Genomic DNA, 15,129 nt, shown 5'->3' on the forward strand with positions numbered 1-15,129 from the left:
TGCGTCGACGTGTGCCCGAAGGGGCTCAACCCGACCAAGGCGATCGGCAAGATCAAGGAATTGATGGTGCGCCGCGCGGTGTAGCGCGAATGGCGTAACAAGCATTGAACGACTGCCGAAGCTGAGCGTGAGCCAGCTTCGGCAGTTGTCGTTTGAGAGCTAGCCCAAGCGCGCAAACGTCCCGTCGAAAACGGACAGACACTAAGACTAACTAAGCACATTTTTAACTATCCGGTTAGAATATCGAGATCGAACAGGTGCCGTCCTCGGCACCGTTAATCGCCATGCTCCTCGCATGGTGTTGAGAAGGGCCGTGCCGCGCGCAACCCTGCGCCGTGCAGCAACGCTTCGTCTGCAAGCGTGTTTCGCCGATGCGTTCCCATCCAGCGTACCGAAGGCTCTATCCTTCGCGACCGACCGCGCCCGAGCTTCTTGGAGAAAATAGATGTCTACGAGTAATACCCGTGTTTCAGCCGCGCTGAGAACCGGTTGTGTGTTGTTGGGGCTCGCAATGCTGGCCACGGGTCTGTTCTTCGTTGCAGGCGGCGCGAAGCTCGTCTTGCTGCACGGCAGCCCGTACTTCGTGATTGCCGGGATCGTGATCGCCGTGGCCGCGGTGCAGTTGATGCGCGCGCGGTCTTCGGCGGTCATCGTGTATGGCGTGGCGTTCGTCGGCACGCTGATCTGGGCCTTGATCGACGCAGGCTTCGATTTCTGGCCGCTGGTGTCGCGTCTCATGTTGCCGACGGGCTTCATGGTGCTCACGTTGCTGCTGTGGCCGTCGTTGCGCAAGCATGAGAGGGTGACGCCCGCGTCGAAATGGGCATACGGTTTGAGCGCGCTGTTTGCGTTGGGCATGGTCGTCACGTTCGTGCAGATGTTCGAACCGCACGACCCGGTCGCCTTCGAAGGCACGGCTGCGCCGCTCGCACCGCTTGCACAGAACGACGCGCAGAAGAATTGGAGCAACTATGGCAATACGCCGGGTGGCAGCCGCTTCGTGGCGCTGAACCAGATCACGCGCGACAACATCAAGGACCTGCGCGTTGCATGGACTTTTCATACGGGCGACGTGCCGGTGAGTCCCGGTGGCAACGGCGCGGAAGATCAGCAGACGCCGTTGCAAGTGGGCGATCGCATCTTCATGTGCACGCCGCATAACAACGTGATCGCTGTCGATGTCGACAGCGGCAAGCAAATCTGGAAACGCGAAATCAATGCGCAGGCACAGGTGTGGAACCGTTGTCGCGGCCTCGCATACTTCGATGCCACGCAAGCGCTTACGCAGCCTTCGGTCGCGGGTTCGACGCCCGTGATCGCGCCGACGCTTGCATCGGGCGAAGCGTGTCAGCGCCGCATTCTGATGAACACGATCGATGCGCGCCTCGTTGCCATCGATGCCGATAACGGCGCGCTCTGCGAAAGCTTCGGCGACCATGGTTTCGTGAATCTGAAAGCAGGCCTTGGCGCGGCGGATGACCCCAAGTATCAGCTTACTTCCGCGCCGACGCTTGCAGGCACGACCGTGGTCGTAGGCGGGCGAGTAGCGGATAACGTGCAGACCGACATGCCCGGTGGCGTGCTGCGCGGTTTCGATGTCATCACGGGGCAAATGCGCTGGGCCTTCGATCCGGGCCATGACGATCCCAACGCGCAACTCGAGCCGGGTCAGACCTTTGCTCGGAGCACGCCGAACTCGTGGGCGCCCATGTCGTACGATCCCGCGATGAACACGGTGTTCATCCCGATGGGCAGCTCCTCGGTGGATCTCTGGGGCGCGAACCGCACGGCTCTGAATCATCGTTATGCCACATCCATCCTCGCGCTCGATGCCACGACGGGCAAGGAGAAGTGGGTCTACCAGACGGTCCACAACGATTTGTGGGACTTCGACGTTCCCATGCAGCCGAGCCTGATCGACTTCCCCGAGAAGGATGGTTCGACCAAACCCGCCGTGGTGTTCGGCACGAAGTCCGGGCAGATCTTCGTGCTCGATCGGCTTACGGGTCAGCCGCTCACGCGCGTCGAGGAAAAGCCCGTCAAAAAGGGCAGCATTCCCGGCGAGCAGTATCCCGATACACAGCCGTACTCGGTCGGCATGCCGCTCATCGGCGCCGATACGCTGAAGGAATCGGACATGTGGGGCGCCACGCCTTTCGATCAACTCATCTGCCGAATCAGCTTCAAGTCGATGCGTTACGACGGTCTCTTCACGCCGCCCGACACGGACATCTCGCTGAGCTTTCCAGGCTCGCTCGGCGGCATGAACTGGGGCAGCCTTTCGACCGATCCGAATAGTCATTACATCTTCGTGAACGACATGCGCCTCGGCCTCTGGGTGCAGATGATTCCGCAGAAGACCGACAACGTGCAGGCCAGCAACGGCGGCGAGTCCGTAAACACCGGCATGGGCGCGGTGCCGCTGAAAGGCACGCCTTACGCCGTCAACAAAAACCGCTTCATGTCGCCGCTCGGTATCCCTTGTCAGAAGCCGCCTTTCGGCACGCTTTCCGCGGTCGATCTGAAGACGCAGAAGATCGTATGGCAAGTGCCTGTGGGCACGGTGCAGGACACGGGTCCCTTCGGTATCAAGATGGGGATGAAGATGCCCATTGGCATGCCGACGCTCGGCGGCACGCTGGCGACGCAGGGCGGCCTCGTGTTCATCGCGGGGACGCAAGACTACTACCTGCGTGCCTTCGAAAGCGCGACCGGCAAGGAGGTATGGAAAGCGCGTCTGCCGGTGGGAAGTCAGGGTGGACCGATGAGCTATGTATCGCCGAAAACGGGCAAGCAGTACGTGCTCATCTCGGCGGGCGGCGCGCGACAGTCGCCGGATCGGGGCGATTATGTCATCGCCTATGCACTGGATCATTGAGTACGCGCCGTCGCTTGGTTAAAGTGACGGCTTCTCTTCGAGCCTGTCGGCCTGGCGCGTCAGCACAACAACAATATGCGTCTTACATCTCTTTCGGGCCGCTGTCTGGCCCTGACCCTGCTAAGCACGTTTGGCATGGGCGCTACGGCGGTTCATGCGCAGAGCGCCGTGACCTTGTATGGAACGATCGACACGAGCATCGAGGTGACGAATCCCGGTTCAGGGTGGACGCCGCGCATGGATTCGGGCGCGTATCGCGGTTCGCGCTTCGGCATGCGGGGCGCCGAACCACTGACTGGCGACACGCGTCTCCTGTTCGATCTCGAAAGCGGCTTCAGTTCCGCTGACGGGACGCTTGCGACCGCGGGCACCTTGTTCAATCGTCAGGCATGGATCGGCGTCGGCGCGCCGTGGGGCGAAGTGCGCATGGGGCGTCAGTATTCGCCAATCTACATTCCGTTCAAGGGACAACTCGACGCCTTCGGTGCCGGGACGATCGCATCGGGTCTCAACAACCTGTCGAAGATCACGCCTTATACGGATAACGGCATCACGTATCTGTCGCCGGACATTCACGGCTTCACGACGACCATCATGTTCGCCTTGCGCGATGCCGGCGCGGGCAATGGCTTGTCGGGCAATTACGAAACCTTCGCGTATCGCAACGGGCCGTTCCGTATTGCTTACGCGCATCAGGACACGCAGGGCAGCACGGGGCTACGTTCGAATCTGGGTGGCGTGTCGTATCGCTTCGGCAAGACGACGGCGTTTCTCAACTTCTTCAATGGCGATGGCGGATCGCCGCGTTATCACGACGACGGCATGTCCGTCTCGATGCGCTACGCGTTCTCGCCGGCTCTGCGCGCATCGCTTGGTTATGCTTATGCGCGCGATCGATCGGGCGGCGACAATAACGCGGACCAGTTCAGCATTGCGTGCGAATACGATCTTTCGAAGACATTGATGTTCTACGCGACAGGCGCGATGCTGCGTAATCGCGGCGATGCCACCTTCACCTTGCGCGGTGTGAATGTGACGGGGCTTCCGGCCGCGTATCCGGGTGCGCCGATTCGCGGCGTGCAGATCGGCGCAATCGAGCGATTTTGAGCGGCACCATGCGGCTTTAAGCGACGCTAAGCGGCTTTATCGAAGTGTGCCGATCAAACCGCGCAACGCGACGCGCAACGGATCGTCCGATGTCGGCTTGCCGACGAACCTCATCGCGGGCGCGCATGTCAAGTCAGGCATCGAAATTCAGCATCATTTGACCTATCCGAAATAAGAAGTCGAACAGAATCCATGTACAAAAAAGGCGCGGCACTCGAATTGCAGTTTGCTCCGGCTCGTTTGAATAGCGGCGCTGGCGATCCCTACTGGATCGATCTGACCGTGGAAGAAGCGCGACGTCTTCATGCCGAACTCGACGCGTACCTCGCCGCCGATCGCGAGCGGGGCGCAGACCCGCTGGTGGTCACGCTCGACCGTGGCGCAGAGGACGAGACGCTCAAGGACGAGCAGCCGCCAGCGGCACGCTCCCACGTCGAATCCGAATTCAAGCAATGGGTCTGCGTGATCTGCGGATGGATCTACGACGAAGCCACGGGTGATCCTGAACACGGCGTTGCAGCCGGCACGCGCTGGAGCGACATTCCGGACGACTGGCGCTGCCCGCTGTGCGATGTCGGCAAGGAAGACTTCGCGCTGGTCGAGTTCTGAAAGACCTTCGTTCGTTTCATCGAGTTACCGAGTTGCCGAGTTGCCGAGTTACCGAGTTGCCGAGTTGCCGAGTCGGGGGCGACCTTGCATCGGCGCTTGTCCGTGGTCTGTCGCGGTGGAAGGTATCTGCGATAATCGGCGCATTGCATCGAGACCTCACCGCCATGCATCCATTGCTCAACGCCGCAGCACTCGCAGAACTCGCGCAAGCCGCCGAAGATCGCGCGCGGGGTGTCGTATGCGACTGCACGAAGACGGCCCTCGATGGCTGGCAATCGCAGCCTTTATCGCTAGACGAAGCGGCGCTCGTTCAGGTCGGCACGCTCATGCCGCCGGATGATCCCGAGCCGACTTACGCGGAGTATCCGCCGGGGAATTCGCAATACTGGTCGGCGGAGGCACCTATCGCGCCGCGCTACTTTCCGTATAACCGCTGCGACGTGTGGGAATGCTCGAAGTGCGGCAGGCTCTATTTGCGTTATACGGAAGGCGGCGGTTATTTTGTCGATCGTCGCATTCGCGCGCTCAAGGCGCGTCTCGTGGAAGACGCCGCGCTTGAATAAAGCGCGCGGCGCGACTCATCCCTTGCCGCGCGCGGGAGCGCTTTCCCCCTCGGGCGCAGGCGTTCCCTTCGATGTCCCTCGCGCCGCGCTGACGAGATCGCGCAACGTCCGCACGACACGGTAGCCGATCAATCCCCATGTCGTATTGGCAATCTGCATCGTCCATGCATGGCTGCCGTTGTTGCGGCTCCAGTAGGTCTTGAAGCGCTCGGAACCCACGCCGAAGTCGATGTCATAGCGCTGCTCGAAGGCCCACTTCACGCTGTGTTCCCATGCAATGGAGCCCGGTCCGAACCGGCCGTATTCCGCATTGAATCCCGCGATAACGGCGTTCGCCATCGGATTGCCGTGACTCATGATGACCGCGGCCATTGGCTGGTCGTCGAGTGTCACCATCATGAGTCGCGCGGGCGGTTCCTTGTCGGACGTCTCGCCGCGGTAGGTGAGCGTGGAGATGAGAAAGCGTTCATAGTACGGCGAAAACAGCCATTTTCCGCGCTTGCCGACACGGTCGCTCCAGCCACGCTTGGATTCGAGCATCCAGCGCACGTAGCGCGCGATTGCTTCGGTATCCGATGTATTGACCATACGAATACTCAGTGCGCCTTCCTTGGCCAAGCGACGTTCGAGCTGACCGGGCTTCTTGCCGAACATCGTGCCGAGCGAACCGGAGAACGTCTTCCAGTCGCTTTCGTCGCGCAATTTCGCTATCCACGATTCATGTCGCGACCGGCCGAGAATATGCCGCTCCGCCGACGCAATGCGATGCAACTCCGACCCTTCGTTCATATAAGGCAGGTGGATGAAATCCGTCTTGAAGCGTTCACACGCAATACGCCATGCGCGCTCGATCAGCGCCCGTGCGTCCTGACCGTCCTCGACGAGCACGCTGGTGTAATCGCCGGCATCGGGGCTAAGGGGCAGCAGATACGTCCACAGTGCGCGTCGATAAGCAACGAGCGGCCACACCAGCCGAAGCTCGCCGTTCTCGCGCAAGACGATGCAGCGCAACTTGCGGCGTCGCGGTTTGGCAACGTGGAGCCACGCAAGCAGACACACATCGAAACGCTGGAAGTAGCGGCCCTGTGCTTTCAGCCAAAGCGTCTCCCATTCGTCCTTGAGCGCACGCAAGCCAGGCTCGTCGCAGACGAGTTCGATTCGTATCTCGGAGTCGCGCATCGGGTCGCTCTTGACTGACTGTCCATCCTTGAATATCCCACGACTTCAGAGCGACTTAGGTTCGGGATCGCTCATAGGTTTTCATGATTTGCGCGCCGTCGCGCAGACCGTAAGGTTAGAGTAATTTAGGCGTCAGATTGTCGATGCTTTGCCGAAGCGATGGCGCATGTATCGCACGACATGCGAGCGCTCGACGATGAATCGCATGTAAGCGTTTGCGCACCGCAACGTGCATGTGCAAGGCGGAAGCCTGACGTGCGAGGCGTATATGATGGCAGCGTCTTACTTCCGGGAGCGACCATGCAGCCGACTACCTTGCTTGTCCCCACTTTCACGCAAATGCTGAAAGGACTTGCCGCCTGGCTCGACAAGGCCGACGCGCATGAGAAAGCGCGTGGCATGACCGCCGATGCATTGCTGCCGTTGCGTCTCGCGCCCGACATGTTTCCGCTCGCGGCACAGGTGCGCTTCGCCTGCTTTCAGGCGCAGGAGCCGGTGCATCGTCTGCTTGGCGCGGCGCTGCCCGATGCGCTGATAGCGCTGCGCGCGGAAGGCGCTCATTCGAACGAGCAACCCGGCACTTTCACAGATGCAAAAGCCTGCATAGCGGACGCCATCGGCTTTCTGTCGAACGTCGCCCCGAACGCATTCGATGAAGTAGGCAGCCGGCCCATCGCGCTCGATCTTCCCAACGGCGTCGTCTTCGATATGACTGGCGAGCAATACGCGCGCGACTGGGCGCTGCCGCAGTTCTATTTCCATATCATGACGGCCTACGCGATCCTTCGTCATCATGGCGTGCCGCTTGGCAAACCCGATTACGTGGCGCACATGCACGCGTACATCAGGCCAGGAACGCTACCGGGCGCGAATTCATGACGCAGGGTTGCCATATGCCGTCGAACGAATTGCTGCGCCAAGCGTGCGCAGCGTTTCGCGCGCTTGCCGGTCGGTGAGACTGGAGTACATGACGACATCGCGTGCGGGCAGCGGCGGCAACTCGAAGCGCGATCCGACATCGATCGTTCCCTTCGGCGTGACGCGTCGTCCGAGCGCGGCAGCTGCCAGTCCCGCCGATACCGCCGCGCCTATCGTGCCCAATCCGCCGCCCACGAACACTTCCGTCCACGCGATGCCGGCTGTATCGAGTGCATCGATTGCCATGCTGCGCACGCTGCACGGCGGAGGCTAAGTCGCAAGCCGCAGCGGCTCGCCATCGCAATGCTGAAAGTCGGGCGCGGCCATCCAGCCGAACGCTTCCTCATGAATGGTCTCGCCGTCCAGACGCCGGCTGTCGTGGCGCAGAACGACGGCGGCATCAAGCAGGCCTGCGTCGAAATCCTCGAGCAAGTCGCGCGATGACGCGATTCGCATCTGCAGCACGACGCCCGGTTCCGCCTCGCTCACGCGCCGCAGCAAAAGCGGCAGTTCCGTACCGACGATATGGTGGCCGATGCCGATCGCCATGCGGCGAGTACCAGCGCCGAATGAACCGAGCGCGCCCTGATGCGCGGCAAGCAGCGCACGCGCCGGTTCGAGAAACGCGCTGCCTTCCGCCGACAGACGTACGAGCCGTGGCGTGCGTTCCAGCAGCCGGCGCGCGAGGCTATCTTCCAGACGCTTGATCTTCAGGCTGATGGCGGATTGCGTGGAATCCATCGCCTCGGCCGCGCGGGTGAAGCTTTTGAGGTCCGCGGTGAGCACGAATGCCTGCACGGCCTCGATGTCGAGAGTCTTCATGGTCATTCGTTTTTCGAATCATTGAAATATCGATTCATATCGTTTTCAAATGATAGAGCGATGGGTATTCTGAATGCAAGCTTCTTCCACGCTCGTTCACTCTCGAAAGGATCGATCATGCTGCTCGCTCAATATGCTCATCGTCTCCCGGCCGATTACGACACCGGCATCATTCGCGCGCGCGCAAAAGAACGCGGACCCTTGTGGGACGACTTGCCCGATCTGCACTTCAAGGCGTTCCTGCTGCGCGAGAGCGGCCGTCATGGCGCGCTCGAAAACACTTATTCGTCGCTTTATCTGTGGCGTCGTGACGAGGCCTTCGGATCCTTTCTCGTCGATGGCCGCTTCAAGACGGTGACGGACAGTTTCGGACGGCCGCGAATCGAAACGCGCTTCGCGCTCGATGCCGTGAGAGGCCCGGCACGCATCGCACGCTTCGTGTACAAGGAAGAACTGGCTGTCTCACCGGACATGGATTTGCAAACGGTGTTCAAGGCGGAGATCGAGCGCAACCGGCAGACGGCCGCCGAGTCGCATGTGGTCAGCGCGGCGGTCGGTGTGGACGCACAGCAGTGGAAGTTGACGCGCGTAGTGGTGAGCGAACGCGAGCCCGATGCAACGGGCAAGGCGATCGCCTACGAAGTGCTGCATTTCGCGACGCCGTTGCTGCACGAGCTGGAATCGGCGAGCCGTTGATGATGCGCGAACCGGCGTATGGGCCGTGGCTCATCTTCGCGGTTCATGGGCCGGTTTGTATCGATGGAAGCCAGGCTATGAGTAGAACGATGGCGTGGGCATGCGTCCGTTCAGCGCCCACTCGCCAAGCTCGCGCACCTTGTAGTCGATCGGATCGTGCAGCGTATGCACGCGCACGTTGCGCCAGAAGCGGTCGAGTCGTAACGCGGCGGCGGTCGATCGCGCGCCGGTCACGTCGAACATGCGATGCGCTACATCGAGACCCGCACGCGCCGCCGCCACACGCGATGCCGCCACCGCGACGGCCACGTCGCCGCGTTCGTCTTCGGTGAGCGCGAGGCCGCGTTGCCATGCGGTATCGAATTCATGCATGGCGCGTTCGGCAAGGAGCCGCGCGCTTTCGAGCGCGAGCCAGAAGTCGCCGTAATGCGCGAGCACGTATGAGTCTTCGCTCGGGCGCGCCGCCGGCGATGCGATCCACGGACGCGTCTGCGCAAGCGTCGACTCGCGCGCCGCCTGCAGCGCGCCTTCGCCGATGCCGAGATAAATGTGGCTCAGGATCGATTGCGCGAGCAGCGGCCTTAAGCACGCGAACGGGCTGGAGAGCGGGCCGGGATCGTCGAGCAGTTCGTCGGCTGCGACTTTCACCTGATCGAAGCGCACCGTGCCGCTATCGGTCTGGCGCTGTCCCATGTTGTCCCAGTCGTCGAAGATGGTGATGCCTGCGCGCTTAGTAGGCACCACGCCGATCAGAAGACGTCCATCGGACTTGAATGCGGAAGCGAGAAGCCGGTCGGAGTCGGTGGCGCCGGAGCAAAAGCTCTTGCGGCCGTCGAAGATATAGCCGTTCGCGCCGTCCGCTTCAGCGCGTGTGCCCTGATCCAGCGGGTTGAGCGCGTTGCCCCAGAACCATCCTTCCTCGATGGTTTGGCCGAGCCACTGGCGAATCTGCGCGTCGCGGCCGAAGAGGCGGATAGTCGCGAGTTGTAGATGATGAAACGCGAAGAGATGCGCGAGCGAGCTATCGACTTGCGCCATGCGTCGGACGACATCGAGTGTCGTGGACCAGTTCGCGCCATCGCCGCCGTATTGTTCGGGCACGCTCAAGCGCAGCAGGCCGCTTTCACGCAGGAGACGGCGCTCGTGCAAAGCGGTGCCGCCGGCCTTGTCGCGTGCGGCGGCGGTTTGCGCCCATTCGCGCAGCAAGGCTTCGAGGGTTGCGCTCAAGGCATTGTCGATGTGGGTCATGCCGGTGTCTCCCGATAGCGTTTCGCCATATGCGGGGACACGAGGTATCCCGGCGCCTCGCAAGGTAACGCACGATAGCGCGCCGGGCAAGTTATCGCTTGATAAGAGCCTGTCTTGCGGATGACTTCTCGCGCGAGCCAGGTGCCGCACTACGCAGCCAATGCCTCCACCACCTCATCGACTTCGGCCAAGGCAGCCGCATGCTCGCGAATCAGCCGATAAACCGTATCACCCGGCACCGTCTCATCCTCCAGCAACTGCGCGGCAATCGCGCGCAGCACGGGCTCGTTCGCGCGCAGCAGCGCGTAGCAGGCATCGTTCAGATCGTGCAGGAGCCGATTCGCGTGTTCGATCGCGTTCTTGAGCTGCAAGCCCGCATACTGCTGCGGCAGCGACGCAAGACTGAAGAGATCGCCGTCCGCGTTGAAGCCTTGCTTCGACACCATGTCGAGACCGATGCGCGATGCTTCCTGAAGATCGTGCGCCGCGCCGCTCGATGCTTCGCGGAACATCAGCAGTTCAGCATTGCGCCCGCCGAGCAGCACCTGAATCTCGTTGCGCAGTTCGGTTTCGCGGTACAGGTGCTTGTCCTGCATCTTCGTGATCAGCGCCACGCCCAGCGCGCCGCCGCGTGGCAGGATGGTGACTTCTTCCAGCACGCCCGTGCCGAGCAGCGCGGCGACGAGACCGTGTCCGGCTTCGTGAACCGCGATACGCTTGCGCTCGCTCTCCGACAACGCACGCTCCGCACCGTTGATGTCGCCGATGCGCGCAATCTTCACCGCTTCCACGAAATGCTTTGCACCGACTTCGCGCTCGCCCGCCTTGCGCGCGACGAGACCCGCCTGATTGACGATCATCGACAGCGTGGCCGGCGACACGCCGGTAGTCAGACGCGCGAGCTGATCGAAGTCGATATCGTCTGGCTTCGTCTTCAGCTTGGCCGCATAGAAACGCAGGATCTCGGCGCGATCCGCGAGATCGGGCAGCCGCACCTGAATGGTCCGGTCGAAGCGGCCCGGGCGTCGCAACGCTTCGTCGAGACTGTCCGGATGATTGGTCGCCGCGACCACGATCACGCCTTCGTTCGAAGCGAAGCCGTCCATTTCCGCGAGCAACTGATTGATGATGCGGTTGCTTTCGGCTTCCACCGGACCGCCGCCGCTATCCGTGCGCTTGCCGAGCCCGTCCGCCTCGTCGATGAAGATGACCGTCGGCGCGTTCTTGCGCGCCAGTTCGAACAGATGCTTGACCTTCTGGATACCCACGCCGTAATACTTCGCGCTGAAGTAGCTGCCCGTGATCGCGATGAAGTTGGCGCCGCATTCGCCCGCGAGCGCTTGCGCGAGACGCGTCTTGCCGACGCCGGGGCCGCCCGTCATGAGGACGCCGCACGGCGCGCGCACGCCCATGCCGGTGAATTGCGCGGGGTCGGTGAGCCACGCCTGCACATCGGCGAGCGCCGCCTTGGCTTCACCCGCGCCAATGACGTCGGCGAAACGCAGTGTCGGCGATTTGGCGAGCAGACGCGCGCCGCCTCGCATTTCGCGGCGCATGAACCAGATCAGACCGCCCATCATCAGCATCGGCAAGAGCAAGCTCAAGGCGTCGCGCACGAGGTCGAACCGGTCGGTCCAGCGCGCCATGCCCGTGCGCACGTTGACATCGGGGAGCCAGACCAATTGGTAGGGCGACGCGTTGCCTGATTTCAGGTCGCCGAGCAGCAGGGCGTTGGAGAAGGCGCCGTTATGATCGGCGACGAAGTATTGGTCGGCATGAAGCGTCGAGACGAGGATGGCGTCGCGGCTGACGCCGATCGCGGCGACGTCGTGTTCGCGGATATCGCGCATCATCTCCGAGACGTCTTTTTCCCGATGCGTCCACGGCGACGCATCGCGGCGCATCTGACTCGCGACGCCTGCCACCGTCGGCGTGGTCTGCGTAGCGGCCGGTTCGTCGCGCGAAAGCAGCACGCTCACGGCTGCCACGAGCACGGCTGCGGTCATGCCACACGCGATGAAGCGGCCGATGCGCGACCGTAGCAGTTTTCTGAGCCTATCCATTAAACATGTCCTGAGGGGCGCGGCGAGGCGGCCGTTGTAGCTGTCGTGATTCGATCTGACGAGGCGCTTGCAATGGAGCGCGTTACGCACTGTGCGAGCGCTCGAGTGACGCGTGTCGTACTCAAATTTAATGACGGCAGAGGGCGCGCCAATCTTTAGTGGCGGCTTGAGGCGGGAAGCTACAGCGCGAGGGCGGCTTCGGTAAAAATGGGGAGTTGCGGGCTGCCGGGCAGCTTGCGTCGTGACGTCACGGCGTTAAGTCGCTGACCACTCAGAACGGCTCGGTCTGCCACCGCAACACAGGATGCGTCGCTCCCGCGGGCATCGCCCAGACGCCGTTCGTGCCGAAGTTATATGTCGGACCAAAACTCGCTGTTTGGCTCATCTGGGCCGTGGTGCGTCCTTGCGAGGCGGGAACGGTATTGCCCACGGTGACGCCCGCTGGCGCGCCTGTCGTCTGCTTGTTCCAGTACACGTCCTTGCCGATCACACCATCGTTCTCGAAGGCGATTCCGCCGGGCGGTGGCCCTTCGGTTACCGTCAGATCGTCGACTAGCATGCCTGTTGCGAACGACTGCGTAATCTTGCCTGTTTCGGTGTTGATCCGCACAAGCGCACCCGGCGCCGTTGCGCAGAGCGTGCCTCCACCGAAGCCGCAATAGTTCGGGCTGAATGAGGCGCTGCCCGTCGCGTACGACTGCGTAATCGTTCCAGCGTTTCCGTCGACCAGTCCACCGGAGCCATCCGTATGTGCGTAACCTTCCACGTCGCCCGTCGCATAGGATTGACTGATTACACCGGTGATATCGTTGACCGCAACGAGCCCGCCTGCATTCCCATCCGAACGAGCGCTCGCGCTGCTCGACGAACGTATGATAAGTCCGGCATTCTCTCCCACGAGACCGCCCGAACTGATCAGCGTGCCGCTTGCGTAGCCGCTAGAATGCGCGTTCACTATCGTGCCCTGATTAAGGCCCGCGAGCACGCCGACCGCGCCGTTGAAACCACCGCCACTGCTCGCAGCGCTGCCATCCACGTTGACGTTGCGCACGACGCCCGTTGGGCCTATCACGCGGAACATTCCGCTTGCGGCGTAGCCTTCCGGTCCGCAGCATTCGCCCCGCTCGACGCTGTTCAGGTTCGTGACGGTCCGACCCATGCCGTCGAACTGTCCGGTGAAGGGCGTCGCGACGCTGCCGATCTGCGTGCTGTAGCCGAAGGCCGAACGGTTCGCCGCAATGTCCTTCCCAAGCGCATAGTTACCGGCCAGATCGAGCACGACGTTATCCAGATCGGCAGGCGTATTGACGAGCTTGTATGCCGTCACCTGACCGACGAGCCCACTGTAGACGGGCGCCTTCCACGCCCCGTTCGCGCGGATGGTTCCTCGCGTGAAGCTGCCGGTCATGTCGTAGAACGCGCTGACGGTCCCGGTGCTTTTCGACCAGTCGATGGTGCCGCCGTTCTTCACGCTGCCGCCGTTATCGATAGCCGATGCATCCGCGCGCAGCACGACGCTGCCCGAGCCCGCGTTGCGCAGTGTCGTATGAGGCGCAATCGAGACGTTGCGATACCCCGCGAGCGTGAGATCGGCGGCGCCTTTCCACCGCATATCCGCCGATACGGCCAGGTCACCGTTCGTCCCCTGTCCGCCCGTCGTGGTCAGCGCAACCGAGGTTCCCGCGCCGAGGCTATCTTGCAGCGCGTGCGCCGTGGCTGACCGTACCGTGATCGATGGCGTCGCGATGTTCCACTGCGCGGCGTGCACTTCGGCGTTGTCGCCGAACGCGAGTTGCGCCGCTTGCGTATCGACCGTGCCGCCGCTGCCATCCGCGTTCCTCGCCGTGACGGCCCCACGTTGCGTGACCTTGCCGTCGCCTGCGACCAGCCAGACGTGGCCATCGCGCGTGGCCGTGCCCGTCGCACGCACGCGCGTGCCTTCGCCCGCGAGCGCGTAGACGTTGCCATCGGCGGCTTGCAGGTCGATCTGCGCGGCGTCGATGCGCCCCTTGTTCGCGATCACGCCGTCGCTGCCCGTCTGCACGAACACCTGCTTGCTGCTCTTCGAGTCCCGCAGCAAGACCTTTTCGCCGACAGCCAATTCCGCCGTGCCTTTGGGCGCCTTCACGCTGCCGGCATTGATCACTGCGCGTTGCGCGATCAGGAACACGTCACCGCCGCTCGAACTAATGCTTCCGAGATTGATGACGAAGCCATCGGTCTTGCCCGCGAGCGTGAGCGCGCCGCTGTTTTTCATGAAAGCGTCGTTGGCGACGTCCAGCGTCGAGGCGACGAAGCGCCCGCCCGTAGTGACGACACCCGAAGGCCCCACGACGATGCCCTGCGGATTGATCACGTACAGGCTGCCCGTGGCGCTCAGGCGTCCGAGGATCTCCGAAGGCGAGCCGCCGGTCACGCGGTTGAGTGTCGCGCCCGTGCCGTTGTTGAACACGACCGCATTGCTTGTGCCGATGGAAAAGCTCTTCCAGTCGATGACGCCGCGCGTCGAGCCTGGCTGCGTGATGACGAGTTGACCGTTCTGCCCCGCGATGCTTCCCGCGCCCGCCGCATAGTGGCCTCCCTGCGGCAGAACACCGGCCGCCATCGCCGTTTGACCGACGATCGTCGCAGCGACCGATACACCGAGCACAAGCGGCACGAGTCTCGAAGAAGCACGGAGGCATTGCAGCAAAGGCGTAATCATGGACGTTCCTTTCCACATGTGGCGCATCTTCACGACGAACGACGTTTCGCCGTTATTACTTCGACAACCGGTTCCCTATGAAAGACGACGGGCGCGGTTCGTTCGCCGCGTCAGCGGGCGAGGCGGTCGCCGGCATGAATCGTGACCGTGCCGTGACGATTAACTGCACCAGGGAAGTGGGTCGAAAGCAGGCATCGGGAATACATCGGAATGCTAGGTATTCCAGGTCTGATCGGAATGCCCGAACGTTCGTCGAGCGTGGCAGATGTTGCCTTTGAATATAGTTTGGATCACGAGATTATTCAACTTGGCGGATACCCGCCATGAGGCTCGATGTTCGAT

10 protein-coding genes and 2 pseudogenes are annotated in these 15,129 nt (G+C 62.3%); 7 read left to right on the forward strand and 5 right to left on the reverse strand.

Features of this window, described 5'->3' with window-relative positions; all coding sequences use genetic code 11:
- From sdhB to NCT04_RS24725, 5 genes and pseudogenes are all read left to right on the forward strand, one after another.
- Nucleotides 1-84: pseudogene (gene sdhB / locus NCT04_RS24705) on the forward strand (succinate dehydrogenase iron-sulfur subunit); the annotation flags it as partial.
- Between the two features lie 361 nt (nucleotides 85-445).
- Nucleotides 446-2,878, forward strand: coding sequence for a glucose/quinate/shikimate family membrane-bound PQQ-dependent dehydrogenase (locus NCT04_RS24710; RefSeq protein ID WP_250468135.1), 2,433 nt, complete (start codon nucleotides 446-448; stop codon nucleotides 2,876-2,878).
- A 75-nt stretch (nucleotides 2,879-2,953) separates the two neighbouring features.
- Entirely contained in the window at nucleotides 2,954-3,985 is a 1,032-nt protein-coding gene (locus tag NCT04_RS24715) for a porin (protein ID WP_284509433.1), read from the forward strand.
- 192 nt (nucleotides 3,986-4,177) lie between these two features.
- Complete coding sequence (locus tag NCT04_RS34505) at nucleotides 4,178-4,594, forward strand: rubredoxin (RefSeq protein WP_284503456.1); 417 nt, start codon at nucleotides 4,178-4,180, stop codon at nucleotides 4,592-4,594.
- Nucleotides 4,595-4,758: 164 nt separating this feature from the next.
- Complete coding sequence (locus tag NCT04_RS24725; protein ID WP_250468137.1) at nucleotides 4,759-5,157, forward strand: hypothetical protein; 399 nt, start codon at nucleotides 4,759-4,761, stop codon at nucleotides 5,155-5,157.
- Between the two features lie 15 nt (nucleotides 5,158-5,172).
- On the opposite strand, the gene NCT04_RS24730 is transcribed toward NCT04_RS24725, so the two are convergent.
- On the reverse strand, nucleotides 5,173-6,336 hold the full coding sequence (locus NCT04_RS24730) for a GNAT family N-acetyltransferase (protein ID WP_244830221.1): 1,164 nt from the start codon (nucleotides 6,334-6,336) through the stop codon (nucleotides 5,173-5,175).
- 300 nt (nucleotides 6,337-6,636) lie between these two features.
- Here NCT04_RS24730 and NCT04_RS24735 point away from each other — a divergent pair, with 300 nt between their 5' ends.
- Complete coding sequence (locus NCT04_RS24735; RefSeq protein ID WP_250468138.1) at nucleotides 6,637-7,215, forward strand: DUF1993 domain-containing protein; 579 nt, start codon at nucleotides 6,637-6,639, stop codon at nucleotides 7,213-7,215.
- Here NCT04_RS24735 and NCT04_RS24740 read toward each other — a convergent pair.
- Nucleotides 7,210-8,076, reverse strand: a pseudogene (locus NCT04_RS24740) (LysR family transcriptional regulator). The gene NCT04_RS24735 and the pseudogene NCT04_RS24740 sit on opposite strands and share 6 nt — an antisense overlap.
- Before the next feature lie 117 nt (nucleotides 8,077-8,193).
- Here NCT04_RS24740 and NCT04_RS24745 point away from each other — a divergent pair.
- Nucleotides 8,194-8,772, forward strand: coding sequence for a DUF4865 family protein (locus tag NCT04_RS24745; RefSeq protein WP_250468139.1), 579 nt, complete (start codon nucleotides 8,194-8,196; stop codon nucleotides 8,770-8,772).
- A gap of 75 nt (nucleotides 8,773-8,847) precedes the next feature.
- Here the strand turns inward: NCT04_RS24745 and NCT04_RS24750 are convergent, their stop codons facing one another.
- From NCT04_RS24750 to NCT04_RS24760, 3 genes are all read right to left on the reverse strand, one after another.
- Nucleotides 8,848-10,020, reverse strand: a complete 1,173-nt coding sequence (locus tag NCT04_RS24750) for an acyl-CoA dehydrogenase family protein (RefSeq protein WP_250468140.1) — start codon at nucleotides 10,018-10,020, stop codon at nucleotides 8,848-8,850.
- Nucleotides 10,021-10,169: 149 nt separating this feature from the next.
- Nucleotides 10,170-12,026 carry an AAA family ATPase gene (locus NCT04_RS24755; protein WP_250468141.1) on the reverse strand — a complete coding sequence of 619 codons (1,857 nt, stop codon included), beginning with the start codon at nucleotides 12,024-12,026 and terminating at the stop codon, nucleotides 10,170-10,172.
- A 328-nt stretch (nucleotides 12,027-12,354) separates the two neighbouring features.
- Nucleotides 12,355-14,787, reverse strand: coding sequence for a two-partner secretion domain-containing protein (locus tag NCT04_RS24760; protein WP_250468142.1), 2,433 nt, complete (start codon nucleotides 14,785-14,787; stop codon nucleotides 12,355-12,357).
- Between the last annotated feature and the right edge of the window lie 342 nt (nucleotides 14,788-15,129).

The sequence above is a fragment of the Caballeronia sp. GAFFF2 genome, assembly GCF_023631485.1.
Lineage (GTDB): Bacteria > Pseudomonadota > Gammaproteobacteria > Burkholderiales > Burkholderiaceae > Caballeronia.

Excerpts from the sequence above, each read along its gene's own strand:
- NCT04_RS24745 (WP_250468139.1), top strand. The coding sequence starts at position 8,194 with ATGCTGCTCGCTCAATATGCTCATCGTCTCCCGGCCGATTACGACACC.
- NCT04_RS24760 (WP_250468142.1), bottom strand. The coding sequence starts at position 14,787 with ATGATTACGCCTTTGCTGCAATGCCTCCGTGCTTCTTCGAGACTCGTG.
- NCT04_RS34505 (WP_284503456.1), top strand. The coding sequence starts at position 4,178 with ATGTACAAAAAAGGCGCGGCACTCGAATTGCAGTTTGCTCCGGCTCGT.
- NCT04_RS24715 (WP_284509433.1), top strand. The coding sequence starts at position 2,954 with ATGCGTCTTACATCTCTTTCGGGCCGCTGTCTGGCCCTGACCCTGCTA.
- NCT04_RS24725 (WP_250468137.1), top strand. The coding sequence starts at position 4,759 with ATGCATCCATTGCTCAACGCCGCAGCACTCGCAGAACTCGCGCAAGCC.
- NCT04_RS24750 (WP_250468140.1), bottom strand. The coding sequence starts at position 10,020 with ATGACCCACATCGACAATGCCTTGAGCGCAACCCTCGAAGCCTTGCTG.
- NCT04_RS24735 (WP_250468138.1), top strand. The coding sequence starts at position 6,637 with ATGCAGCCGACTACCTTGCTTGTCCCCACTTTCACGCAAATGCTGAAA.
- NCT04_RS24755 (WP_250468141.1), bottom strand. The coding sequence starts at position 12,026 with ATGACCGCAGCCGTGCTCGTGGCAGCCGTGAGCGTGCTGCTTTCGCGC.
- NCT04_RS24710 (WP_250468135.1), top strand. The coding sequence starts at position 446 with ATGTCTACGAGTAATACCCGTGTTTCAGCCGCGCTGAGAACCGGTTGT.
- NCT04_RS24730 (WP_244830221.1), bottom strand. The coding sequence starts at position 6,336 with ATGCGCGACTCCGAGATACGAATCGAACTCGTCTGCGACGAGCCTGGC.